The sequence below is a fragment of the Marinifilum sp. RC60d5 genome, assembly GCF_052400665.1.
GTDB lineage: Bacteria > Bacteroidota > Bacteroidia > Bacteroidales > Marinifilaceae > JBQTGK01.
The window spans coordinates 104,697-131,180 of record NZ_JBQTGK010000007.1 but is presented as its reverse complement, the minus strand read 5'-3'; the positions used below and the strand labels follow the sequence as shown (position 1 = coordinate 131,180).

Genomic DNA, 26,484 nt, shown 5'->3' with positions numbered 1-26,484 from the left:
CTTGGCAAATTACTAAAAATAGAGTGCTTTTCCTTATGAATTTAATGATTTAGTAACATATAGATTTGAATTAATAATGAGTAATTATTAATTAGCAATTACTCATTATTAATCTTTACTTACTTAAGTCCTTTTTTTAGATTAAAGCTGGTTGATGGCTGAGCTTGTTTCGATTGTTGAAAGTTTTTTATTATTCTTTTGAAAGTATTCGATGATACTTTTTCGTGGCTTAAATCGATTAAAAATCGGCGGAATCCTTCTTTGTGTAAATTATTTTTTTGCTGCATCCAGGTAACTGGGTGTTTTGGATAAACAATGGTTATTCCATCGCGAACTTCTTTGTCGTATTTTCCTTGCATATCGTCCGTTAGCTCATTGTTTGCTGATGTTTTAACAGGCATGCGGGAGTAAAATAGTTGAGGGTAGAAGTATACAGGAACAATTCCAAAACGATCATTACCTCTTAAAAGATTCTCCAGATCATTTTCTTGTGGATGAGTGTATAAATTTATTTTTTCGTCGCGAAGATGTGCTACTGCCGCATCGTTAAATAAATACACATTTTCGTTGCAGGCAATTCTTGCTTTTTTGGGCAGTAGTAATTTTTGAGAAATATGGCTTAGCATAAAATTCTGATAACCTTTTCTCATTGCTGTTTTGCATAGTTGCTGATAAAAAGGAATATCTTTTTCCTGAATGAACTTAGGAAGTTCAATCATTATTTTATTTGCATTTTTCTGTAAAAATGGAACTTCCCATTTTAATTCTTCCCATTCCGATTTTTTAAGATTTAAAATCAGATAATTCATTTCGTTTAAATGAATTTTACGAAGCCAGGCTAAAGAATCAATACGAACATAGATTTGTTCTTTTTGAGGGATGTTTTTAGCACCTAAACTTTTAATAATTTTAACTTTTTCGGTTCGGTGCATACTTGCGTTAATAGGTTTTCCTTCATCGCGAAATTTACCAGGAAATTTTTCCTGCATCATTCCGGCTAGGTATACCTGATCGCCTTTTTGAGCAAGTGTATTTCCCGCCTCTATTTGATAAGATCCTTTGCTTAAATTTTTAAACTCTTTTACTTTAATGGCTTTTTGAGCTTCCCCATGTTTTTGTTTAAAACGGATTCTATTTCCTAATTGTAGCTCGTGACTAGAGGTGAAAATAATAGATTCTCGAGTTCTTTTTTCAACCCTGCCAATTAAAATACCGGTATTGGTATTTTCGGTAATTGCTTTATTTACATTTCCAGCTAAAAAATAGCCGGTTTTTTCTCTTCCCATGTCATAAGAAAGTATCTCTTTGGCCGATTTTAAATCATTTTCATCTATTACTTTGCGATAAGCACGGGATACATTGTAAACAAATTCGGCCGGTTTTAAGCGACCTTCTATTTTAATAGATTCGACTCCAATTTTCATTAGCTCGGGCAAAACATCAACTGCCTGATTATCTTTTAAGCTAAAAATATGTTTTTTCTCATTTCCTGTTTCGTAGAATCTGCGACAGGGTTGTGCACATAAGCCTCTATTGGCACCACTTCCTCCTAAAAAACTACTGAATAAACACATGCCTGAGAAAGAGTAGCACAATGCTCCGTGCATAAATATCTCCAGTTCGATATTCGATTTCTTTTTTACTTCTTTTAGCTCGGGTAGGGTTAACTCTCGCGCCATTACAACTCTTTCAAATCCTCTTTCCTGACAATAAATTGCGCCAAGAGAATTATGATGTGCCATTTGTGTGCTGGCATGAACTGTTATTTTTGGAAAATATTTTTTAACCAGATGATAAACTCCCCAATCTTGTATAATAATTGCACTAATATCTGTTTTTTGAATCAGATACAGTGTATCCAGTAAATCGGATAGTTCTTCGTTTTTAATTACAATATTTAAAGTTAGATAAACTTTTATCTTGTGCTTTTTAGCCAGTTTTAATAAAGCCTGAAGCTGTGAGCTTGTGAAATTTGAAGCTCTGCCGCGAGCGTTAAATTGGCGTAAACCAAGGTATACAGCATCGGCTCCTCCTTTTATGGCAGCATGAAACATTTCGGGATTTCCAACGGGTAAAAGTAATTCTGGTTTGTTCATTTTTCTCATCTTTGTTCAGTTTGCAAAGATAGAAGCAATTTTGGGCTTAGCGAGTTTTAGTGAAAAAAAATATAGAATTGTGATAGTTAGCTTAGTTTATTGTTATTTAAATAGTTATTGTGTTTAAAGTAATCTTTTTTTGATTTTCGTTTCTCACTTTTAGGTGAAAAGCTAAGGTAAAATGCTACCCATAATATGAAAAGAGTAATAGAAACAGCGGTGAATTTGTTAATACAAATGCCTTTTAAGCTGTAAATAATGGCATTTTTTGGGTTTTTAGGATAATATAAAATTGTAAATTCTTTTCCATTGGGGTATTCGACATTTTCGGGACCTTTTATTCGAAAATTTTGATTATCAACTTGATATTGTATTATTGAATATAGGGAGTAAAACTGACCTGTATTGTCTTTGCTGGTTTTAATAACAATTCCATTTGCTTTTTTACCATTTATAAGCAATTCATAGTTAGCATAAATAGGAATAAGTAGAATTAGAATTGTAATAATCGTAAAGCGAAGGCCCGAAACTTTCATTGGCTACAGTTTTAATGCTTTTGTTAAATTTAATAAAATTTAAGCAAAAAATAAGGCTGTCATTTTTGGTTTATGACAGCCTTATCTTTTATAAAATTAATTTGAAACTATTCTGGATAAGTCAAATTTTCCTCTTTTAGTGTTGCCAGGACTTCGGTTCTGTATTTTTCAGCTTCCCATTTGGCAATTGCTAAATCATGACTTGCATAATTTCCACATTCAATTTTATTGGTTCCAGGAATTTCGCCATTGAATTCGGCCATAAAATCGAACATTTCTTTGGTAACTTCAACAATATCATTTGAGCTAAGATCGCCATGAAAAATTAGGTAAAAACCAGTACGACAACCCATAGGACCAAAATAAATTGTTTTATCAGCCCATTTTTCATGATTTCTTAAAAAGGTAGCTCCCAAATGTTCCATGGTATGCATAGCAGGAATATCCATTGCTGGTTCTGCGTTAGGTAATTTGGTTCTGATATCGAAACTGGTTAATGTTTCGGCACCAACTTTATCTTTTCTTGATACGTAAATTCCACGTTTTAATTTGTTGTGGTCTACTGTAAAACTTGCTATTTTTTCCATAATCTGTATTTTTCTAGTTTCCCAATTCGTTTATCATTTCTACAACCATTTTGGCCGAGTTTACTGCTGCTGTTTCAACAAATTCTTCATATTCAACAGCATTTTCCTGTCCTGCAATATCCGAAATTGATCGGATAACTACAAAAGGAATTTTAAATCGATAACAGGTTTGTGCAATTGCAGCGCCTTCCATTTCAACAGCTTCGGCATCGGGGAACATGTTTTTAATTTGTTTTGTTGCCTCAGCATTATTCATAAACTGATCTCCAGTTAATATACTTGCTTTTTTAGTTGATAAATCAGTTAGTCGATGTATGCATTTATCTGCTAAATTAATCAATTTTTCGTCGGCAATAAAGCTTTCTGGCATTCCAGGAACCTGTCCGTGTTTGTATCCAAAAACAGTACAATCCATGTCGTGATGAATGAGCTGAGTGGAAATAACAATATCGCCTACTTTCAAATCACCAGGAAATCCGCCTGCGGCTCCGGTATTGATCACAAAATCGGGTTGGTAGCTCTCAATCATTAGTGCAGCACCAATGGCTGCATTTACTTTTCCAATTCCTGACTGAAGGAGAATAACATCTGCACCATTTAATTTGCCGGTGTAGAATACAAATCCTCCTTTTTGTTCTTCGTTTTTATTAGACAATAATTTTCGAAGCTTAACTACTTCAATTTCCATTGCCCCTATAATTCCTATTTTCATTAATCAAGACTAAAATTAAAAATATCAGGAATAAAGTTTGTTTTAGCTTTATTGCTGTTTTTATATTAGAATGCAAAGTTAAAAAACAATTAAGAAATTTGGCTTTGCTTTTGTGAATCACCTGTAAAAATATTGTTATGGTTTATTTGTCTCTTAACAAATGTGTTTCTATTTTGTTTGTTTAGATATTTAGATGCATATTTGCATGTGAAAATTATTAGCATAATGAAATATTATATTCTTTTGTTATTTGTGTTTTTAGCGACTAAAAATTCAAATTCTCAAACATTAAAAATAGGGGATAAAGCTCCTGAAATCATTCAAAAATCTTTATCTGGTAAGGATATTTCTTTATCGGAATTAAAGGGTAAAATGGTTTTGATAGATTTTTGGGCTTCTTGGTGTAAACCCTGTAGAAAAGAAAGCAAATATCTGCTTGAAGCCTATAATAAATATCAACATATTGAATATAAAAATGGCAATGGTTTTACGGTGTATAGTGTTTCTTTTGATCGTAATATTAAATCCTGGAAAAAAGCTATTACTAAAGACAGTTTAATTTGGGAAAATCATGTTAGTGATTTAAAAGGCTGGAAAAATTCGGCAGCCAAAGTTTACGAGGTTAGAAAGCTTCCAACGAATTATTTAATTGATGGGGAAGGAACTATTGTTGCAATTAATTTGCGTGGAAATAATATTGAAAAAAAATTAAGAAGCTTACGAAAAAGGAAGTGGTTTTTTCTATTTAATAGATAAAAAACGAGGCTGCATTTAATAGATACAGCCTCGTATTTTTTTATTGACACACAGCCGATAATCTGGCTTGTTCCATTAATTTTTTGGTTTGTGCACTTAGTTGTTTGTATATGGCTGTGGTTTCTTCTTCCGAAAGATTTGGACACATGGCTGCAAGTAATTCTTCTTGTCCCTGATCGGTATAAGTATACTTTACACCTTCGTATAAATAGTAACAATTATCTTCATCGGAACAACAAGCGGTGGCCTGAGTGGTAGCAGAGCATTCGCTTGGGGTAGGAAATGCTTCACAAACATCTTCCGATTTATCTGAATCAGAATCGCATCCAAATAATAGTAGTGCAATTATCCCCAGTAATGATAGGGGAAGGAAAATAAGTTTTTTGTTCATCTTAGTTTATTTTAAAGTTTGAATTCTTTTTCAATTATATTTTCAAATTCTTCGTACTTTTTAAAGCCCTTATATATTTGCTTATTGATTACAAAACCAGGCGTTCCGCTAAATTTTAAATCAGTAAATTCTTTATAGTTTGCTCTTAAGTATTTATAATCATCGTTTTCTAAAACAGCTTTTGCAATTTCTGTATTGTTTTGCATAAAATCCTCGCATAAAGATTTAAAATCGCTGGTGTAAACCACTTTGTAATTGTGCACCAAAAGTTCGTGCAATTTATCAAATTCTCCGTATTTATGTACCGAAATTGCAACTTGCAATGCATAAATCATATCAATATCTTCATTGGGCTCAATCAATTTAACAATTAAATTAAGCTTTCCTTTATCGAGATAATTCTTTTTTAGTTTAGGATAAACTTCCTTAAAAAACTTACGGCAAAATCCACATTTATAACTAGAATATATATAAATAGAATTTGCAGCATCGGGAGTACCAAAAATAATGTCGTATTTATTGATATGTACTTCGATAGAAGCTTTTGAAGATGTTTTGTGTTGTATTGTTTTATTACTAATAATGTAGCCAATTACGCACAAAAGAATAAAAGAGATAATATATATAAATCGGTTTGATATGTTCATATTAGATAAATGAGGAAAAGTGTTTTCTGCTTATTTTTTTTGTTCTGTGTCGAAATTAACCAATTTTGGGTGGAAAATAAGATCCAAAACAACTTGTTGAAGTTTTATTTTGGTTTTCATTTTCATTCGACCTTTTTTTGTGTCGAGTCCACTATGAGTTTTTCCATCCTCACATTTCGAAACCACAAAAAGAGAGGTTAAGCCTGAAGTTCCTCCATCGGGTTTATTCTCTTGTTTTTGTTGTTTTTCACGAATTCGCTTTGTTTTACCATGTAAAATTTCGCCCAAATAAATGCGGAGATGATATTCATAATCGTCACCAAAAGTTTGCATTCCATAGGCTGAAATATCCATGGCATTGCTTTTAATTTCGGTTTGTGGAATATAAACAGCATTCTTATAAACAAATACTTTGCTTTCAATAGTTTTAAATTGCAAGTTATCTAGCTCTTCTATATTGGTCGATTTAGAAAGTTCCATTGCTGGTTTAAAATTAAAAAGTCCACCATTTTCGAGTTTTAGATCACCTTTTAACATGGTAGAATCATTTACCAAGGAATCTCCTAATAATAAAAATTGTCCGTGTAAATCGGAGCTTAGTTTTCCACTAATTTGTTCTGATTTTACGTAGGCCTGATCGTATTCTTTAAAATTATCGAAATCTTTCATTAGCATAGCAATATCCAAATCATTTGTTTGGTTATACAGGTCAATAGTTTTTTTATTGTTAGATACTACTTTATAACGAAGCGAATTGTTCATATTCCCTTCGAAAGCATTAAAACGGAACTTGTCAAGTAAAATTGTACTGTCGCTAATATTAAAAAGGCTGCTAATATTTGTAAAATTTGCTTTTTTATAGCTAAAGCTTTCGCCCGATAATTTTCCTTTTAATCGATAGGTGTACTGTGTTGTGTTTGTACTTTCCGATTTATTGGTAAGGGAATCTGTATTACTAGTGAAAATTGCTAGTAAAGAGTCTATCTTCTGATAATTTATGTGTTTAAAATGAAATAAGCCATCAATGGATAATTCTTGTTTTTGATTTGTTATTAAAGTATTGTAATAGTTTTTAATTTGTGTTGAATCTATTTTAAAATTTATACCCGATAGCTCACCTTTTGTATTCATTATTTTAATGGTGTCGGTTAGCATATCGATTTGTCCCGAGAAATTGGAGAGTTTAATTTTTGGATTATTAAGATCAACAGATACATTTCTACAATTGGATTTTATCTGAGTATTCTTACAGATAATGTTTGTAATTTGCCGAGCAATAGAATCAGGATTAATTTTAGCTTCTGAATTGATTTGTGTACTTATATTTCCATGGATATTAGAGATTATAGAATCGGGCATAAAACTCTGAAATTCGTTTAGATTTAGGTTGGTTTTTAAATATAAACTATATTCAGGATAGTTTATGTTATGTACTTGCATTTTACCAGAAAAGCTGCTTTGGGAGGTTTCAAAATAAAAAGAGTCTATCTTCGCACTCATTTTACTTAAATCGGAAAACTCTCCGTTAAATTCAGCTGTAATATTTGCCTTATTCAGGTTCAAATTGTGAGAAGGAATCTGTGTTTTAATATCCGAAATAATAATTTTATTGGGAGCATAATTGAAGGATGCATTTAAAGAATCAAGATGAAGTTTAGCTGTTGATGTTTTTACATTTATAAGATCAACTCTTGCATTTATATTTTGAAGAATGTAATCTGTATTTTCAAGTTCTTTAAAAGAATTTAATTTCCCGTTTCCCAAAATTTTAAGTTTACTAATTCCGGCCTCTAAATTCATAAGAGAATCGGGAATAAAGTTTTTTATCTCCTCAAGGTTAATTTGCAGATTGCTATCGAAATTGTAAATGGGCTCATTCAAATTAGTAAGTTCAAAGGTGATATCCCCCGAACTTTTCTCGGTCTCGAAATGCAGTTGTTCACATATTAATTGTGTGCTTTCTGCCAATGCTTCTTCGCCATTGTCTATTTGCCCTTTAAAATTAAGATTCTTAAGTAGAGGATAATCTCCTTTTTCGAGAAGACCATCTGTTAATTGTAAATTTGCCTTTATTCTTGGAGGAATAGAATCGATAAGTTTTCCATTAATACTTCCCGAAACCGCTAACAAGCCATTAAACTGATTGATTTTGTAGTTACTAATAATTTCTTTAGGTATATATTTTTGAAGTTTATTAAGTTCTAAATTACAGTGGCTTATGTGTATTTCTGCAGGTATTTTATTTTTAAGTTCAATTTTACCCTGCGCTTGTAAATTTATGCCATTACTAATTAGGTTTATCGCATTAAGTTGTAGTATGTCATTTGCATAGGCAATGTTGTAGGTAATTTTGGCATTTTCCATTTTATGCAAATTACTATCTTCGAATTTGCAATCGGAAAGCAATGCATTTCCTTCTATTTCTGCCTGATAACTATTGTTTAGTATTTTTCCCTGTATCTCTGTTTTATCGATTAAAATTTCGGCTTGAAACAAGGAGTTTGAGTTAAAATAGAAAAGACGAATATTATTTAAGGATACTTTTTTAAGATCCAAATGTAATGAACTATTGTTCTGTGAAGATACACTATCTTGATTGCTTGAAAACAGACAATCGAAATTGCAAGTGCCATTTTTGTCTAGCTGATAATTGAAATATCCATTTTTTAATTCTACTTTTTCTGTTTCCAGATTTCCTTTTATTAAAGCGATCGTATTTAGTGAAACATAGATTTTATCCGAACTGATAAGAGTATCGGTATTTGGTGATGTATTAGATTGCAGCAATACATTTTTAAATTCCACTGTTGCATAAGGAAATTTTTTTAGTAGAGAAAAAGAAACATCTTCTACTTTGATGTCAGCATCAATAGAGTTATTTACTTGGGTAAGAGCAGTACGTACAATTGTATCTTCGGCCATTTCTGCAATAAGAATTAAAACTATGCATAAACTAATTATTATGGCAAAAAATCGTTTCAGGAATTTCAGTATCCTATTCATTTTATGATTATTATATGTTAATCCAATTGATTGTGGAAATAAGAGCCAAGAAGGTATATTTTATATTACTCTTTTGTGTTTATGTTTTGCTAAACAAAGATAAAATGATTTTTAAATATTATAAACAATAATACAAAAGATTTTAATCTTGCAAACTATCTGTTTGTAATGATTTTTGTTTCCAAAAATATAAAGTTTTATTGTCGCTATAAATAAGAATAATTGTAATTTAAACGATATGGGTGTAAATTTTTATTACTGTTTAGTATATGGGATTTTATGTGAGTGAGGGGAGATAATATAAATGGAGTTCTATTTTTTATTGTAGTTATTTAATTATCTATATATAGTATTTAGTTAAATTATTTTTATTTTGATGTATAGTTAATAATTTTTATGGAATAATCAGTTTTATTGTATTAATGACTAATTATAAGATGTATTTGATGTTGATATTATCAATTAAGATTATATATGTGTTTGAGCTTATGCAAAGTATTTTTATTTTTGAAATACTTAGGTTGAATAAGAGCTGTTGTTATATTTTAGGTATTTGTTTAGGAGAAGATTTGAGCTGAGTAATTATAGTATTAAGATAAAATTTGAAAAAATCAATTATTATAAAACCCGGCACTTTATGTGCAAAATTTAATCCTAACAAAATGAAAAGAAAAATTACTACACTATTGCTATTCTTTGTAATCTTGTGTCTTACGCAACAAACTAATGCTCAATATAGTGTGAGAGATGCTATTAAGTATGCGAGTAGGTTAAAAAAGAAAGTTAAGAAGGGAAATTTTAAAAAGTTTAATAAGTCGTATGCTGAGGCATTACAAGCTATCGAAAAAATTGAGAGCAAAGCAACAAGCACAGAGTTTGGTTACGATGGTGTAGCTAGTAATATCAATTCGTGGATTAAGTTAAATAATATTTTGGCTAAATTCCCTAATGGTAAAATTGTTTATAAAGATGAAAGTATCGACTTAAAGGTGAAAGATTATGGGCCTTTAAAAGTTGAGGCTAAAACTAAAGCAGCACAAGCACATTTCGATGCGGGAATAAAAATTGTTAATGAAAGTGATAATTTTATAAAGCGTAAAAAAGCATTTACACATTTTTCGAAAGTAGAAAAATATGCTCTTAATTATAAAGAAACTTATGCTGAAAAAGTAAAAGAAGAAAAAGGTAAAGTATATTATGAAGAGGCAATGCGCTTGCTTAGCGAAGGGAAAACTTTTGAAGAGAAGAAAAAAGCAGTATCCTTATTTACCAGTACTAAAAAAGTAACTGATTCCTATAAAGATATAGATGAGAAAGTAGCTGGTTTGTATTATGATGAAGCAATAAGACTTTCTGCTTCCGATAAGATAAAAGATTTATCAGCAGCAACCGGTTATTTTGCTACTGCAAACAAATGGATTAGCGATTTTAACGGATGTGTAGCAAAAAGAGACGAAGTTTGCGAGAAAGGTGCTGGTATTGTTTATGATATGGCTGTTGAAAAAGAGAAAGAGAAATCATTTTCAGCTCAGAGTAAAGCTGCAGAAATATTCGAAAATGCTAACAAATGGGTAAAGGATTATAAAGATGCTACTGCCAGAGCAAAGATAGCAAGAGATCGTTCTAAAGTTAATGTTTTAGTGGTGGATAAAAATGGAAATTTACTTTCTCCATCAGCATTTGCTTATGGGTTAAAACAAAAATTACCAAATTATTTTATTACTCCTTCTTCAATTAAAGATGCTGCCAATATTGATATGAATAATACTGATAATTATGCCGAAGCTAAAAAAGTTTTAGGGTATGGTTTTGTAGTTGTTAAAATTGGAGAGCCTGAGAGTATTGAATATAGCAAATCGGGACCGACAAGTTCTATGAAGGATGTGCATTCATATTACGTGAAAAAGAAAAATGCATCTACTGGTAAAATTGAAACTAAAAAAATTAGCGAGAGTACTTATAAAACTACGAAAGCTATAATTGCGATTGCAAAAGAAGATGGAGGTCAGACTTTACTTAAATATTCTGGTAAAGTTTCTACAACAGTTGAATCGGCTACAGCTATAGCTACTTATGCATTAGAAATTTGGGATGCTCGCGATGCAGAGAATCCAGTTCGAGTTGGTGTAATTTATAAAAAATATAGTAAAACTGATCGCATAGTTAGAGAGGTTTATGCAGGTGATGGTATGGCAAACCCAGGAAATTTATCTAACCCGACACGAAGTTTAAAAACAGAGGCTGAACTTAAAGCTTCTTTAAGCAGTAATCCGCCAAGTGTTAAGGAATTGGTGAAATTAGATGTGGACAAAGTAGCTGAGAAAATAAAACTAAATATTTTTTATAAGTAAGAAATAAGATTAAAAACTTAATACGAAAGCTTGCATTTTGCAGGCTTTTTTTATTTTAAATAAGGACTAATGAATTTTATATTCTGATGTTTATTTAAGGTATTTTAATTTTCTAAAAGATATAAAAAAGAGTAAATGAAAACTGTTTAGAATTTAATTGGAATTGGTACGTAATGATGTTTATATATAAATTAAATTAATTACTTTAGATAATTCATAAAAAATACTAATAAAATGACATTAAAACAACTTGAATATGCTGTTGCTTTGGGTGATTTGGGCAGTTATGGCCGCGTAGCTAAATTTATGGGGGTATCGCAACCTGCTGTGAGTTTGCAAATACAGGCATTAGAAGAAGAGTTGGATATAAAATTATTCGATCGCAGTAGAAAACAGGTCGAACCAACTACAAATGGAATTTTATTTTTGCAGAAAGCACAATCATTGCTTACCGAATCGAAACATCTCGAAGATTTTGCTTTTCAGCTTTCGGAAGAAGTGCAGGGAGATCTTTGTTTGGGCATAATTCCGACTTTATCGCCATTTCTGGTTCCCTTGTTTGTCGATGAGTTAAACAAGCGTTATCCAAAAATTAATTTGAGAATAGTAGAAGCCATTACCGAAGATATTTTACGTGGAGTGAAAAGTGGAATGTTTCATGGCGGAATTATTTCAACACCAATCGAATCAAAAAGTAATATCGAAATACAGCCAATTTTTTATGAACGTTTCTTTTTGTATGTCTCTGATAAACATAGCCTTTATAAATTCGATAAGGTAGAGATTGAAAAGATGGATTATAATGATGTTTGGATGTTAAAAGAGGGAAATTGTTTTATGGATCAGGTTACGAATATTTGTGCCATTGAATTACAACAGAAAGGATCGCTAATTTATGAGAGTAATAATATCGATGCTTTGAGAAGAATAGTAGAATACAAAGGAGGAATTACTTTTGTTCCCGAGTTGGCTACCCTAACAATTCCTGCCGATCAGGAAGATTTGCTAAAGGAAATAGAAGGAAAAGAGCGGGTAAGAGAAGTTAGCTTGATTAATTTAAAGAGCGAAGTAAGAAGAAATTTGCTGGATTCGGTTTTGGAAACCATTAAAAGTTGTATTCCAAAACAAATGTTGAATAAAGAGAATAAAGAGGTGGTTAAAACCAATTTTGTAGAAAAATAATAATTGAATTTGTAAAGTAAAGCATTTAGATTAATTGAATGATAAAGAGGTTTTATTTTTAAAAATATATTGTAGCACATTTTTAAAAATGATTTGAATGAGTAAGAATAATTAGTAACTTCATAACTAATGAAAAGGCGCTAAAATTAAAGCCAAATTTTATGAAGAATCTGATAGAAATAAAAAGTCACCAAGATTTACTAGTGACAAAAACTCCAATATTAAATCAAGGTTTACCCGAAGATAAAAGAAGCGAAATACTTAATTATTTTATTGCCAGTTGGGAGCTTGATGAACAATTGTATGATTGTTTAAAAGGACAGGAAGCATTTTTACACAGAGCTGATCCTTTGAGGCATCCGCTGGTATTTTATTTTGGACATACGGCTACTTTTTACGTGAATAAGCTAATTCTTGCAGGTATTATTAATGAACGAATTAATCCAAAGTTCGAATCGATGTTTGCCATAGGTGTTGATGAAATGTCGTGGGATGATTTAAACGATAAACATTACGATTGGCCATCTGTAGAGCAAATTAAAAGTTATAGAGATAAGGTAAAACTTTTAATAGAAAATTTAATTAAGACTCTTCCAATTCATTTGCCTGTTAACTGGGACAGTCAGTTTTGGGTGATTCTAATGGGAATCGAGCATCAGCGAATTCATATCGAAACATCTTCGGTGCTTATTCGTCAGCTGCCCATCAATTTGGTAAAAGAAAATCCACTTTTTAAGACTTGTAAGCAATGGGGAAGTTCTCCCGAAAATGAATTAATAAATGTACAATCGGGGAGAGTGAAGATTGGTAAAACTCGTGATAATGCTCTTTATGGTTGGGATAATGAGTTTGGTGAATATATTGCTGATATAAAATCGTTTAAAGCTTCCAAATATTTGGTTTCTAATCAGGAATTTAAAACTTTTATTGATGATGCTGGATACAAAACCCGCGAATGGTGGACCGAGGAAGGATGGAATTGGCTACAGTATAAAAAATGTGAGCATCCTTTATTTTGGAATAAAATAGAAGGAGGGTGGAAGTTCCGAAATATGACAGAGATAATTGATATGCCCTGGAATTGGCCTGCCGAAGTAAACTATTTAGAGGCAAAAGCATTTTGTAACTGGAAATCGGCAAAGACTGGTAAGAAAATACGAATGCCAAGCGAAGCAGAATATTATTTGCTGCACGATTCTTTGCATATTCAAAATCAGCCAGACTGGAAAACCGCTCCCGGAAATATTAATCTTGAGCATTTTGCATCATCTTGCCCGGTTAATAAATTTAAGTTTGGCGAATTTTACGATATAGTTGGTAATGTATGGCAATGGACAGAGGTGCCAATTTCTGGTTTAGATGGTTTTGAGGTTCATCCGTTTTACGATGACTTTTCAACACCAACCTTCGATTCTAAGCATAACCTTATTAAAGGTGGATCGTGGATTTCTACAGGAAATTTAGCCATTCGTGATTCTCGTTATGCTTTTCGCAGACATTTTTTTCAGCATGCAGGTTTTCGGTATATCGAATCGGAGGAAGAGCTTGTAATTGAGACAGATTACTATGAAACCGACGATTTAATTTCGCAATATTGTGAATTTCAGTATGGAAAAAAATATTTTGATGTTGAAAATTATTCGAAGCATTGTTTGCGCCTTTTAGATAAACATTTGGCTCATGTAAAAAAGGAAAATGCTTTGGATTTGGGATGTGCAACAGGTCGCACAACTTTCGAATTAGCTAACTATTTTAAACAAGTAACAGGTCTCGATTTTTCGGCTCGATTTATTCGTATTGGCACTCAGCTTAAAGAGGCTGGTAAGCTGAAATATATCCGTAAAGAGGAAGGAAAGTTATGCAGTTATCAGGAAATACGATTAAGTGATTTTGATTTGGATGATGCACGCCAAAGAGTGTTGTTTCATCAGGCCGATGCATGTAATTTAAAGCCGATATATACTGCTTACGATTTGGTTTTTGCAGGGAATTTAATCGATCGCCTTTACGATCCATTAAAGTTTTTGAATGATATTTCGAACAGAATAAACCCCAAAGGAATTCTTGTAATTACTTCGCCATATACCTGGTTAGAAGAATTTACCGATTTCGACAAATGGATAGGAGCCTATAGAAAAGATGGTGAACCATATACTACCCTGGATGGATTAAAAGAGGTTTTGAAAGATAAATTTGAATTGATTGATGAGCCTAAAGATATTCCATTTGTAATTCGGGAAACATCGCGTAAATATCAACATACCATATCACAAATGACAATTTGGCGAAAAAAATAATTTGCAAAAATGAAAATAAACAGGACAGTAGATATAAATCTGCTGTCTTTTTTTTAGGTGTTTTAAGCGTGTGTTTTATGTTTACTATTATTTCACAAAACAATGAATTTATTATGTTAAGCTTACTTTATTCTTTTATTAAATAAGTATAAGTTTTGGAGATTTAATGTGAGATTGGTAGCTTTAAAAAACTTAATAAAACATAAACAAAATTCTTAACAATTAAATTTACCATGATATACTTAATTTGGAGTCTCTTAAATTTGGGACTTGTGATTTATTTTTTAGTGATTTGCCTAAAGGCAATAAAATTGCTAAGAGAAAGAGTAGGTGTGTTTGCCGCCGTTATTTTTGTTTTTGGTTTGTTGTCGTTTTTGGGACAATCGGCTCAGGATAACTACCGTAAAAGAACCGACTCTAATGATCTTAAAACCTGTACATTTGTTTCCGAGAATAGTTTGGAAGAACATGTAGTTTCTTTTGTGGAGATAGAATTAGAGGCAAATATAATTTCGAAAAGACACTTGAGGGTAAAATATGGAAATATTGCACAAAACAATTATAATATTCCCATTAGTGCATCTCCGTATACTTCGGGTTTTATTAGCGGAACAGATTGGATACCAGTCGCTATAAATGTATATAGTATTAATAATAATAAAGAGTTTAAATACTCGGTAAATGCAATAATTGAGTGGAAACTAATGGGATTAACTCTGTACAATCAGCAAAAAAAATATGATGGAATTATAGATCTATCTTAGTTTTTTTGCAGAATTGTTGTAAGATATAAAATTTAACATAGTTGTGAGATGTAATTTAAGAATCATTTTTAGTATAATATTTGTAAGCACAGTTTTCTTTGCCAAGACATCATCTGCTCAATTTGATCCAATAGCAGGAGTAGAGGTATATAAAGGCTGCCGGAGCTTATAGCACGGTTAGTAAGTTGGGGTTTTGGGATGTTCCGGGAGTTAATCCAAAATACAGACAAGGACAAAATAATCAGGTATATACAAAAGAAAATAGAGGCGACCGGAAGTTTTATTTTTACAAAGACAAAAAGAATCCTGGTTAGTATTATTATATAGTACCTTCATTTGGTAGACGTTATGGTGCAAGGCTTGATGTGTCGGGAAATAAAAGTAATAATGGTACAAATATTCAACTCTGGAATGCGAACGGTGGAGCAGCACAATCATTCAAGCTGGTGTCTACACCTTCAGGTAATTTTAAAATATATAGTAGAAATGGTAAAGTGTTTTGTCTTGCTTCTCGCAGCTATGCCAATGGTAGTAATATTCATATTTGGGGCGATCATCAGGGGCACTGGATGGAATGGGTACTAATAAATGCACGAACAAATGAGGCTATAGCTAATGGGCTGCCTCAGCCTAAAGGTAGAGCGATTGCACCTGCAGGAACAAATATGGATAATATTAAAATCACATTGCAAACTAATGGATAATGAAGCCATTTCACGTAAGATTATAAACATGGGTGTTGATGGGATTATAAGCGATATTCCAGCATCTTATTCAGCAATGAGGCAATAAGTGTTTTGTAGATTAGATTTGCTATTAATCCCGTAAATTAAGGATATTTGAGTACTTACTCTTTTCTTATCAACCTAATCTTATCAATACGAAAAGGGCTGATTTCTTTATTCATGTTCCGATTAAAGTCTTCGAGGCTAATTTTAAAATAGTTATTGCCTTTTTTTAAATCTACGTTAAAGCTATTTGAAAAGCCATAATCGTTCCAATTGTTTTCTCCTCGCTGAGGGAAAACAATGCTTCCAAGATAACTACTGTTTAGCCATAAACTTCGTGAAATGCATTTATTGCCTGCATCGATAGGACCATTGCCATTTGCATACAGAAAACTGATGTTGTAATTTCCAATTCTTGGTGCTCTTATCTGAAAATAGTAGATTCTATTGTCTTTATCTGAAAATTCGGCATAATTAAATTTTCTACTTTCCAAAAAATCTTCGGCCTCCAGGTATCTTTCATATTTCGATTCGTATAAGCGCAAAGCTTTACTGTAACTGGAAAAGGTGCCAAGACTGTCAATTGCCCTTATTCTGTATTCTACGGGTTCCTTATAAGTAACTTCCGACATATTAGTGTCAGAGGTTTTTAATAGAAGTTCATCGTTTTTAAAAATCTGATAATGAGTAGCATTTTTAATTGAATTCCATTTTATCTGATTCTTATGATAGGATAAAACCGGAGTTTCGGGAGCAATGCTTTCTTTTTTAAGTTTAAACGGAATTTTTGGGCCTTCATGATTATTTAATCGGATTGTTATTTGGTGATAACCTTCCATATCTTTGGGCACAATTGCAGTTTTGTATTGCACGCCATCTAGCGAGTAAGAGGCAATTTGATTGCCAAAACCAAGTACTTCTATGTCGAGTATCGTATTTCGATATTTAAGGCCACTAAGTTTTTGTCTTCCCTTAAATTTACGTGGTACAGCAGGGTGGAATTCCAGTTGGTCTTTCGTATAATTTAATCCAAGTAATACTCTAAAATAATTGGAGAGTAATCCGCAAGAGCTTTTTAAATTTGCATCAGTATTGTTTTGTGTCTGCTTAAAATCTCCATTTTTTAATAATAAATTCTCTTTATTGGTAAGAAATAAAGCTGTTGGCCGCATCATACTAGCTAATCCCCAGGTAAGAGCATTCATATTTCCTGTTTTTGCTAAAGCTCTATTCCAAAAGGCCTGTACAAAAGGCCAAATGGCTTTGTTGTAATACGCTTCTGTATCCGGATTTTGTGGAGAAAAACATGGAATTCCAAATTCACCAACAGGTGTATTGTTTGCAATTAAATTTTGTCGTTCTGTTGTGCTTATGTCCCATAATATGGCTAGAGATTCTCCTAAGCTTTCCGATTTTTCTGATAAAATTAAATGGTTTTCATTGTATATAAATTGAGCAAAATAATTTTTGTCTTTCAACCAAAATTTATTGTTTATACTTTTTTGCAGAGCCGAACAAATGTCCTCATATTTTTGGATGTCTTTCCCAAGTAATTTTCCCATCTGAATTAATACTTGTAGACTTTGAAAATGTATGATTTGAATGTTTAGAGAGTATGATTCGTAAATATCTTTGGGTTCCATCCACTTTGGATAAAATTGTTCTTGTTGGTTTAAATAACTGGCTTCTCCTTTAAAAAGGCGTTTTCGGTAATCCCAGATAACGTTTAAATCGTCCTCGGTAGTATTTTTAATAATAAAATAAGATTTTTTTAGCCAGTCAATATCGCCAGTACTCAAGTATAATTCCCAGGCTGCAACAGACCATATCATTCTGTCTGAACTTATGGGCCACGATCCACCGGTTCCTTCATCTTGTATAATTTTTCCCTGCTTAACCTTTTTTATCAGGTTTTTAATTGCAACTTTAGGATGGGTAATTGATAATGATAATATGCTGGCGTAAGATATGTCTCGGGTTGTTATATTATTGGTATTTTTACTACCAATAATAGTTGTATCTGCCTTAATATTATTTTCTATCTCTTCCAGACTTAAATTATAAAGGGCAGTTAGTAGAACCGAACTTGATTCATATTTTGGCAGTTCACTTAAGTTCTTTTTTAGTTCCCAAACCATATTCTCCGATTCGTTTGCTAAAGAGTAGTTCGATTCTATTTTTTTTTCACTACTAGCTTTAGCTACAAAATTATCCTGTTCTATTCGGTTAGATAGCACAGTAAATTTTTTCGATTGGTATAAAGTCTGATTATTAGGGTCGCAATTTGTGAATGCCAAAAGCATACAAAAAAGTAAAATTGCGTTATGAATAGGGCTTTTCTTCATAAAAATTAAATTGTAGTATCGTTTAAAATTAACAATTCAATTAAGAATAAAAAGTAATTTGTGTAAATAGAATAAATATTGAATTTTTATTTAATGCCAGATAATGCGAAAAAATAGAGTATTTAAAATGTGTTTTATAGATTTTCTTTGAATAGAAAAATTATTATTCGACTGTATGTATTGTTTAGAGATTATAAAGAAAGAAGCGGCTCACGCCGCTCCCTAAAAATATGATAATGTTGTATGTAGTAATTAAGTATTATAAAGTTATGAAAAATATATTATATAACAATAAATTTTATGGTCTTATTTTTTTAGAGCTTGCATTTTCTAAAATTACTTCGTAGGTATAGCCGGCTCCAAAATCTTTGTTTATTGCTATTTTTCCTTCGAAAGTAACAACTTCTCCCACACTTACAGTTTCTTGCGATGTAATTACCAAATCGAAATATCCCTCATATTCGCTACCATCTTGTAAATGGATCCAATTTTTACCCATAATGTTTGAATTAAACTTTGCGACTTTACCTTTAACAATTACTTGAGTATTCGCATATTTGTTTTTGTTTTCGAAAAGTTCGGCAATACTAAGTATACCATCTTCTAAAGGAATGTTAACTTCCAGTTTCTTTTGGGCTTGTTTTTTCATTTTTCCTATATGCACACTGGGTTTGGCTATTTCTGCCTTGTCGCTTAATCCGTTAAGAAAATATATTAGTGGGAAGGTTTTATCCAACTCTTTGCTGTAAAAATCTTTCATGGCTAGTTCTCCACTATAATAGTAAGTTTTACCTATTTCTACAGGAGCTTTTCTAATGGCTACCCAAATGTTTTCAGTACCATTAGTGCCGTTAATATAGGAGTAAGTGCTGCCTTCAATTAGCTCTACAACTGTAATTTGATTAATATTATTAGTTTCAGATACAGGCTTGTTAGTATCTTTTTTTTGTGTCGATTTCGATTGACATCCCATAATAATTAGAGATGAAACGATTATAATATTCAGAAATAAACTTCTCATAAAAATGTAATTTAAAAATGTTTAAAACTTTAATTTAAGCTTTTTATTTCACAGGATAATATTATTAATGAATAACATGATTACAAAGGCTATTTTAAAGCGTAATTAAAGGAGTTAAAAGTGTTCCTGTTCTTGTTTGGGGTTAATTCTACCAAAAGTGAAAAAATGGTTGAATCAGATGCTATTCAAAAGAGGTGGATTTATGGAAGTAATAGAGGTGCCAATTGCCAGTTTATTATTTACATCACCAGGCTACTTGTTCTGCAGTAGTCAGAAGAAAAAATGCAGGAGTTTGCATAAAAATCCGGAAATTTTATCATTCTTCATTGGAATGAATCTGGTTGATTTTTTTGCAACCTAGCTGAAAGGACTTGTGGTGCATAGTACACCTATTGTATTTTTTGCTTTAGTGCTAATTTCTTAATAATAAAGAAGATTGTTTAATGCCTTTTCCCTTTTTGGCAAAAATCTGATAGGCTAAAAAGTATATAGGCATAAGGCAGAAAAATCTTTCTTTCTGAAATTGTTTTGTATGCTTTATATAACTTTAAATCAGTCAATCTATTGGGTTTAAATAAAGTAAAAGGTGAGGCGATTCAATTTCTTTTGAAGTCTCAAAATAAGGATGGTTGATGGGGTGGAAATACTTCCCTTATTTCGACAATTGAGGAAATCTCTTTGGCAGTTCGCGCATTAATTACCAACAAGCAATTGCAGGGAGCTCTAAAAAGAATTAACTGGTTAGAGAAAAACCTACCATCAGATTTATCAGAAATTAAAGCAACTCCAATAGGTTTGTACTTTACCTCTCTCTGGTATTTTGAAGATATGTATCCGCTGGTTTTTGCTAGTTCGGCTTTACAGGAAGCTTCGATTTCAATTAAGTATTACGAATTGGAATTTTCGAGTTAAGAGTCTTTTTTGTTTAATGGATAAAGTGAATAAGAGTATTAGAAGATTCTGACAGAATTAAATTACTGGAAAAATAATTGCAAATTTATTGACATAATAATTTAATGATACCAGGAAATATCAGTAATAAGATACATTTCATCTGGTATATTGCTATCGTATTGGAAATATAAATTAATTATTTTCAATTATTCTTTATCCACAACTACTCCAATCATCTCCCAAAAGATATTTTCATCAATCACATTTACATGATATTCCATGGCTTTACGGTTTTTTCGACCTTTTCCCGAGAATTGATCTGCATGGGCCGTAATCAGGTAATTAACATTTTTAGAAACCACACGTTTTACAATTAAACCACGTTCTTTAACCAATTGCTGAGCCAGTTCACGATCGATACGTTTGCCATTAATTTTACAGTTTAAATGTCCAGAGAAACAAACACTTTTACCTGTTAATGATTTCAATTGTTTTTGAATGCCAGGAGTGGTTATTGGAATTTTTGTTCGCTCATATTTAATTAGTAAATCCAGTTCTTTTGGAAGAATGCAAAGTAAATCGGCTACCAAATGCAAGTCATCCATTTCGGCATTGGTAAGAATTTCATCTAATAGGTAAATACGAATTAATTTGCGCAAATATTCTTCATGAATTTCCATTACCTGTTCTTTCGAAAGCTTGTAATTGTTTGCTAAATCTACCAGCGAAATAATTTCTTTTTCTTCTAGAATTCGATCGGCCAAAGCTCGGTCCAAAACATTTAAATACTGGCGAACAGGGACAGAATCTCCAGCATTAGAAGTAAGCCTGTTTAGTAAATCGTATAGCTTGGTTTTTTGAATGTTGGCAATGTTTTTTGCCTCCTTACGCTTTATAAAAATGTTGCGCTCTTTGGGACAATTTTCAATAGTAGAAACATGAAGAAATTCTTCGACAAATTTTTCAATTTCGAATTGTTGAGCATACAGATTTTTTAGAATAGAGAAAAGCTTGGCGGTAGCTAAAGAATCTGATTTGGCAGTATGATTAACAGCAAAATCAATATCATAATAAGTACAAAGTTGTTTTAATCGGCGAAGACCAGAATCAGGAGCTACCAGATTAAATAGTTTTAAAGTACAAATGCCTTGTAGTTTTGGAATATTTCCATTGAGAATAGGTTGCAGAAAACGGAGTGTAAAATCTAAATCGTGAGCAACAATCGTTTTTCCATTTAATCGGGATAAAATATCAGGAACAATTTCAGAAACAGAAGGCGCATTTTTTACCATTGCATCGGTAATTCCATGAATTTGGAAGCCTTCTACATCCATTCCCGGATGAATTAAGGTTTCATAACTGTCTAGTAATTCTCCGTTCCAGTTAACGGTCTGAATGGCTAATTCTACCAAATGATCGCCATGCTGCGGCGAAATACCAGTTGTTTCTAATGAAATAATAGCAAATTGATGTTTGTAGAGTTCCAGAATAGGATCGTTTGTCATGGGATAGAATACTTAGTTTTTTAGGTTTGGTAACAAATATAATACTATTGAATAAATTTTGACAAGAATTATGAGTTATGAATGATTAATTATAGAATAAGTGCGAATGGAAGCATGTTAATATCTTATAAGTTAAGCCTAGTTCTTAAAAATAATGTAAATTTGAGCTTCTTATTACATAAAAATATTTAAACATAGTGAGATTTATATCAGGGCTATTTAATGTGCTTTACCTGATTAAAGGGGAAGCTGTCAAATAGTTCTATGTATTGCATCTCACAGCAATATCTAAAATATGAGCTTAGAACAACAACAAGCACAGGAATTGATCGAATTTATTCATCAAAGTCCCAGCACATACCATGCAGTAAATAATATCCGTAAGGAATTAAACGAAGCAGGATTTCAGGAGTTAGATCTTCGTGAAGAATGGAATATCGCTAAAGGTGGAAAATATTTTACCACAAAAAATGGGTCGGCACTTTTTGCTTTCCAAATTGGAACAGGAGAGATTGAAGAAGAAGGTTTTCAATTGATTTGTGCTCATTCCGATGCTCCGGGCTTTAAAATTAAGCCAAATCCTGAGATAGAAGTAGAAGGAAATTATATAAAACTAAATACCGAGGTTTACGGTGGACCGATTTTGAATACCTGGATGGATCGTCCACTATCAATTGCCGGAAGAGTAGCTGTAAAGTCGAACGATCCTTTAAATCCTGAACATTTATATGTAAAAATTGATCGCCCATTAATGTTGATACCGAATTTGGCAATTCACATGAATAGAGCGGTGAACGATGGAGTAGCTCTGAACAAGCAAAAAGACATGCTTCCATTATTGACGATGATTACTGATGAGATGGAAAAGGACAATTGTCTGGTAAAATTAATGGCAGAAGAGCTTAAGGTTGATGTGGAGTCGATTATCGATTTTGATGTGAATTTGTTCGAAGTAGAGAAGGGGTGCATTCTAGGTTTAAACGAAGAGTTTATTTCTTCGCCTAAATTAGACGATTTGGCAATGGCTCATGCAGGATTAAAAGCTTTGCTAGCCAATAGCGGAAGTGAAAAAACGCAATTATTGGCAATTTTCGATAACGAAGAAGTTGGATCTGTAACCAAGCAGGGAGCGGGTTCTCCGGTATTGCGTCACTTACTGCAGCGCATTGTTTTTAAGTTGGGTAAAGATATGGAGGCACTTCACCGGGCAATTTATAATTCGTTTATGATTTCGGCAGATATGGCTCATGCTGTTCATCCAAATGTTGCAGATAAGCACGACCCTACCAATCGTCCGTATATTAATAAAGGACCAGTTATAAAAATTCACGCCAACCAAAAATATACTACCGATGGTGATTCAGGCACCGTATTCGAAACACTTTGTAAAAATGCAGATGTTCCTTACCAAAAATTTGTGAATCGTTCCGATTTAGTGGGAGGTAGTACGCTTGGAAATGTTTCAACAGGACAGGTAGATATTCGTACCGTTGATATAGGAAATCCAATGTTTGCCATGCACTCGGTTCGCGAAATGGGTGGCGTTAAAGATAATGTATACATCCGTAAAGTATTTTCTTACTTTTTTGGATTGTAATAATTAGGAAATATGATATAGAAAGGCAGCACGATTATGCTGCCTTTTTTGTATTATTTTACTATCAGATGCTAATCTGTATAAAAATGAATATTATTCCTTGGCTCCGTTATCTTTTGCTATATCAATCCAAAGTTCAGATAATTCTTTAGGATTGGCACCTAAACCACGGGCTAGATGCAGTGCAAGAGCCATTAGTAAAACAGAAGCTTCGTGTAGTTCCTGAGGCTTTTGTATGTTTCCGAATTTTTCCTGTGCTTTGGTTAGTATTAAATTGTTATGCTTGCTAACAAATGCAATCGGATCTTCATCAGAAATATCCGGAATCATTAAACAATCTAACCATTCTTCGCTAATTCTTTTAACTACTATTTCGGGAAGCTCATTGCCAATTATTCTCCATTGTGCCAGTGTTTTTTTATCGCCCAATGCAGCTAAGTCCGTATCGAGTAGAAGCTCAAATGCCAAATCAGCTACGTTTTGCATCATTTCTAAATATGCATCCTGAGCCGTTTCAAAAGAGTCAGTTTTCTGACCTTTTAAATATTCTCCAACCTGCATTTGTTCTAAATCTACTACTTCCGGACAAGGTTCCAAACAAGGAAATTCGGCCCCCTGATACATGTAATGAATTTGTTTGCTTTGTAGTTGACGGCCAAGAGGATACAAACGACAGGCTAGTGGGCGTCCTAAATGCACATCGCACCCAAAATTATCTACATACTGAGAACATGCTTGTTGTCCTTTATAGCCAATTTTGCCATCAAACTTCAAACGAATTCCTTCAAAATCGGTATAAGAATCACGAAATTCTCTTTGCGTTTGTTTTTTTTCTTTGGCAAGATGAAACAACTCCCAGGGATTTAGATAAATTACTTTTCCGAAGCAGCAATTTCCGGTTCGAGAGCAGGTTAGAGGTAATATATCCTGGAGGCTTAATAGGTTTGTTTGCATTTTAATTGCTTGATTTTTGAGATGATATATTTGCAATAGCAAGCTAGAAAGTTGCTCTTTTGCTAAATCAGAAATTGAAAGCACAAAGCTATCAAAATTCGTAAAACGATGCTTGATATTTTCCCAGAAATCAGTGCAAACAGAAATATTTCACCTTAAAGAAAGAGTAATACAATTACAATCATACGATTTAGCTTAAAATTTTTAAGATCTATCTTTTATGTCTTTTGAAATAAATACCCATTTTAATCAGCATATTGTAATTGAATTAACTTATTATACTTCCCATTGTTAATTAGCATTAAACTATCATGAGTTCCTTGTTCAACAACTGAACCTTGTTCCAGTACTACAATTTCATCGGCTTTTCGTATGGTTGATAAGCGGTGAGCAATTACAATTGAGGTTCTGCCTTTCATTAGTTTTTCGAGGGCTTCCTGTACCAGTTTTTCCGATTCTGAATCTAGCGAAGAAGTAGCCTCGTCGAGTATCAGAATTTTAGGGTCTTTTAAAATGGCACGGGCAATAGCAATTCTCTGTCGCTGACCACCAGAAAGCTGCGTGCCGCGTTCTCCAACAATGGTTTCAAATTTTTCAGGAAAGCGATCGATAAATTCTAAAGCATTGGCGTTTTTAGCAGCTTCGTAAATTTCTTTACTGCTGGCATTGGGTTTTCCGTAGGCAATATTCTCACCAATACTGCCTCCAAATAAGAAAATATCTTGCGGAACTAATGAAATTTGACTTCGAAGAGCCGATAGTGGATATTCATAACTGTCTAGATTATCAAAAAATAAACTATTCTTTGGTGGACGGTGTAACATTAAAAGGAGAGAGGCTATGGTACTTTTGCCGGCCCCGCTGTTACCAACCAGTGCAATCATTTTATTGCTCTTAATTTCTAAATTGATATTTTTTAGAACAGATTGATCTTTTCTCGAAGGGTAAGAGAAATTCAAATTTCGCATCTTGATTTCTCCATTCATTTTGTATTTAGGGTCAATGTCTTCTATATTTTGAATATTTTCTGGTTCTTCATCGTAAATTTTAAAAAGATCCTCGGTAGCGCCAATAAATTTTTGAATGTTGGTGTACACATTTGCTAATCCGCTAATGGTGCCGCCTACAAAAACAGAGTAAATTACAAAAGAAAAAAGGTCGCCGGCAGCCATTTCTCCAGCTTGTAACAGGTGCGATCCCTGCCAAACCATGGCAGCAATGGCACCAAATAATCCCAAAATAATAAAAGAGCTAAAGGCTCCCCGGTATTTTCCCCTTGTTATTCCTAAATCGGCAATTTCCAGAGTTTTCTTTTTGTATCGGGTAATTTCCAGGTGTTCGTTGGTAAAGGCTTTTACACTCTGAATTCCCTGAAGGGTTTCTTCGATAATGGTATTCGAATCGGCTAGCTTTGTTTGCACATCCTTAGAAAATTTACGAATAAACCTGCCAAAAAATCTTGCGGCAATCATTGTAGGAGGTAGCGTTATCAGCATAAATGCAGTTAGCTTTAAGGATATAATTGCCAAAAGAATAATTCCACCCGTAATTACAATAATCTGACGAATAAAATCAGCGAGGGTACTTGTCATGGTTTCCTGAAGTTGAATTACATCAGAAGAAATTCTACTGTTTAATTCGCCAACTCTTCTTCTTTCGAAAAACTGTAAAGGCAGTTTAATTAAATGACGATAACTGGCTTGTCGTAGTGCGGCAAGCGATTTTTCGGTAACATTCACAAATAAAACAATTCGGAAATAGGAGAACGTGGCCTGAATAATCAGGACTGCCACAATTAGTATTGCAGTTTGATTCAATGTTTGTCCTAGAGTGGTATTGTTGCCTGTGTTTACCAAATCTCCTAAAAGTTTTGGAAAAGCCAGACTTGCTAAACTCGATCCAAAAAGGAAAAAAATACCAAGAAAGTACTGGCCCCGGTAAGGTTTTATGTACTTGTAAAGTCGTAAGGCACTTCTAATGCCCGTTTTATTTATTTTTCCCTTTGGAACGTTTGAGGTATATGATGAGTTGCCGTGTGCCATGTTTTGTTTCGCTAGTTAGTAATGTATTTTAATAATACACAAAATAGTTGGGATAATGTTTTATAGGGTTTGTTAT

At 32.7% G+C, this 26,484-nt stretch carries 21 protein-coding genes; 9 read left to right on the top strand and 12 right to left on the bottom strand.

The features are described 5' to 3' along the window. Window positions 1-119: 119 nt before the first annotated feature. From ACT3CE_RS14785 to mtnN, 4 genes are all read right to left on the bottom strand, one after another. Window positions 120-2,096: a peptidase U32 family protein gene (locus ACT3CE_RS14785; RefSeq protein ID WP_444710542.1), complete on the bottom strand. Its 1,977-nt coding sequence runs from the start codon at window positions 2,094-2,096 to the stop codon at window positions 120-122. A gap of 86 nt (window positions 2,097-2,182) precedes the next feature. Beyond that, on the bottom strand, window positions 2,183-2,632 hold the full coding sequence (locus ACT3CE_RS14780) for a DUF3592 domain-containing protein (protein WP_444710541.1): 450 nt from the start codon (window positions 2,630-2,632) through the stop codon (window positions 2,183-2,185). A gap of 107 nt (window positions 2,633-2,739) precedes the next feature. Beyond that, the gene (locus ACT3CE_RS14775; protein WP_444710540.1) at window positions 2,740-3,219 is read right to left on the bottom strand and encodes an S-ribosylhomocysteine lyase; all 480 of its coding nucleotides are present in this window, start codon (window positions 3,217-3,219) and stop codon (window positions 2,740-2,742) included. 13 nt (window positions 3,220-3,232) lie between these two features. Next, a complete protein-coding gene (mtnN, locus tag ACT3CE_RS14770) occupies window positions 3,233-3,931 on the bottom strand; it encodes a 5'-methylthioadenosine/S-adenosylhomocysteine nucleosidase (RefSeq protein WP_444710539.1) in 699 nt (232 codons plus the stop codon). A 225-nt stretch (window positions 3,932-4,156) separates the two neighbouring features. Between mtnN and ACT3CE_RS14765 the strand changes: the two genes are divergently transcribed. After that, window positions 4,157-4,687: a TlpA family protein disulfide reductase gene (locus tag ACT3CE_RS14765; RefSeq protein WP_444710538.1), complete on the top strand. Its 531-nt coding sequence runs from the start codon at window positions 4,157-4,159 to the stop codon at window positions 4,685-4,687. Window positions 4,688-4,727: 40 nt separating this feature from the next. On the opposite strand, the gene ACT3CE_RS14760 is transcribed toward ACT3CE_RS14765, so the two are convergent. From ACT3CE_RS14760 to ACT3CE_RS14750, 3 genes are read right to left on the bottom strand one after another with little or no spacing between them, the layout of a single operon-like run. After that, entirely contained in the window at window positions 4,728-5,078 is a 351-nt protein-coding gene (locus tag ACT3CE_RS14760; protein WP_444710537.1) for a hypothetical protein, read from the bottom strand. Window positions 5,079-5,089: 11 nt separating this feature from the next. After that, window positions 5,090-5,725 (bottom strand): DsbA family protein, encoded by a 636-nt coding sequence (locus tag ACT3CE_RS14755; RefSeq protein ID WP_444710536.1) that lies wholly within the window; start codon window positions 5,723-5,725, stop codon window positions 5,090-5,092. A 30-nt stretch (window positions 5,726-5,755) separates the two neighbouring features. Then, on the bottom strand, window positions 5,756-8,728 hold the full coding sequence (locus ACT3CE_RS14750) for a hypothetical protein (RefSeq protein ID WP_444710535.1): 2,973 nt from the start codon (window positions 8,726-8,728) through the stop codon (window positions 5,756-5,758). A 662-nt stretch (window positions 8,729-9,390) separates the two neighbouring features. Here ACT3CE_RS14750 and ACT3CE_RS14745 point away from each other — a divergent pair. From ACT3CE_RS14745 to ACT3CE_RS14725, 5 genes are all read left to right on the top strand, one after another. Further along, window positions 9,391-11,079 carry a hypothetical protein gene (locus tag ACT3CE_RS14745; protein ID WP_444710534.1) on the top strand — a complete coding sequence of 563 codons (1,689 nt, stop codon included), beginning with the start codon at window positions 9,391-9,393 and terminating at the stop codon, window positions 11,077-11,079. 234 nt (window positions 11,080-11,313) lie between these two features. Further along, window positions 11,314-12,261 carry a LysR substrate-binding domain-containing protein gene (locus ACT3CE_RS14740; protein WP_444710533.1) on the top strand — a complete coding sequence of 316 codons (948 nt, stop codon included), beginning with the start codon at window positions 11,314-11,316 and terminating at the stop codon, window positions 12,259-12,261. A 161-nt stretch (window positions 12,262-12,422) separates the two neighbouring features. Then, window positions 12,423-14,558 carry a 5-histidylcysteine sulfoxide synthase gene (gene ovoA, locus ACT3CE_RS14735; RefSeq protein ID WP_444710532.1) on the top strand — a complete coding sequence of 712 codons (2,136 nt, stop codon included), beginning with the start codon at window positions 12,423-12,425 and terminating at the stop codon, window positions 14,556-14,558. 272 nt (window positions 14,559-14,830) lie between these two features. Then, entirely contained in the window at window positions 14,831-15,322 is a 492-nt protein-coding gene (locus ACT3CE_RS14730) for a hypothetical protein (RefSeq protein WP_444710531.1), read from the top strand. Window positions 15,323-15,645: 323 nt separating this feature from the next. Beyond that, window positions 15,646-16,026, top strand: a complete 381-nt coding sequence (locus tag ACT3CE_RS14725) for an RICIN domain-containing protein (RefSeq protein WP_444710551.1) — start codon at window positions 15,646-15,648, stop codon at window positions 16,024-16,026. A 143-nt stretch (window positions 16,027-16,169) separates the two neighbouring features. Here the strand turns inward: ACT3CE_RS14725 and ACT3CE_RS14720 are convergent, their stop codons facing one another. Together ACT3CE_RS14720 and ACT3CE_RS14715 are read right to left on the bottom strand one after the other, a co-directional pair. After that, window positions 16,170-18,395, bottom strand: a complete 2,226-nt coding sequence (locus tag ACT3CE_RS14720) for an alpha-L-rhamnosidase-related protein (RefSeq protein WP_444710530.1) — start codon at window positions 18,393-18,395, stop codon at window positions 16,170-16,172. A gap of 298 nt (window positions 18,396-18,693) precedes the next feature. After that, window positions 18,694-19,416: a hypothetical protein gene (locus ACT3CE_RS14715; protein ID WP_444710529.1), complete on the bottom strand. Its 723-nt coding sequence runs from the start codon at window positions 19,414-19,416 to the stop codon at window positions 18,694-18,696. A 157-nt stretch (window positions 19,417-19,573) separates the two neighbouring features. Here ACT3CE_RS14715 and ACT3CE_RS14710 point away from each other — a divergent pair, with 157 nt between their 5' ends. Then, entirely contained in the window at window positions 19,574-19,777 is a 204-nt protein-coding gene (locus ACT3CE_RS14710; protein WP_444710528.1) for a hypothetical protein, read from the top strand. Window positions 19,778-20,094: 317 nt separating this feature from the next. Next, the gene (locus ACT3CE_RS14705; protein WP_444710527.1) at window positions 20,095-20,328 is read left to right on the top strand and encodes a hypothetical protein; all 234 of its coding nucleotides are present in this window, start codon (window positions 20,095-20,097) and stop codon (window positions 20,326-20,328) included. A gap of 188 nt (window positions 20,329-20,516) precedes the next feature. Here ACT3CE_RS14705 and ACT3CE_RS14700 read toward each other — a convergent pair whose 3' ends face one another. After that, window positions 20,517-21,815, bottom strand: a complete 1,299-nt coding sequence (locus tag ACT3CE_RS14700) for an exonuclease domain-containing protein (RefSeq protein WP_444710526.1) — start codon at window positions 21,813-21,815, stop codon at window positions 20,517-20,519. Between the two features lie 295 nt (window positions 21,816-22,110). Here ACT3CE_RS14700 and ACT3CE_RS14695 point away from each other — a divergent pair, with 295 nt between their 5' ends. Then, the gene (locus ACT3CE_RS14695; RefSeq protein WP_444710525.1) at window positions 22,111-23,412 is read left to right on the top strand and encodes a M18 family aminopeptidase; all 1,302 of its coding nucleotides are present in this window, start codon (window positions 22,111-22,113) and stop codon (window positions 23,410-23,412) included. Between the two features lie 93 nt (window positions 23,413-23,505). On the opposite strand, the gene ACT3CE_RS14690 is transcribed toward ACT3CE_RS14695, so the two are convergent. Together ACT3CE_RS14690 and ACT3CE_RS14685 are read right to left on the bottom strand one after the other, a co-directional pair. Then, complete coding sequence (locus tag ACT3CE_RS14690) at window positions 23,506-24,366, bottom strand: YkgJ family cysteine cluster protein (RefSeq protein ID WP_444710524.1); 861 nt, start codon at window positions 24,364-24,366, stop codon at window positions 23,506-23,508. 245 nt (window positions 24,367-24,611) lie between these two features. Further along, entirely contained in the window at window positions 24,612-26,408 is a 1,797-nt protein-coding gene (locus ACT3CE_RS14685) for an ABC transporter ATP-binding protein (protein ID WP_444710523.1), read from the bottom strand. Window positions 26,409-26,484: the final 76 nt, after the last annotated feature.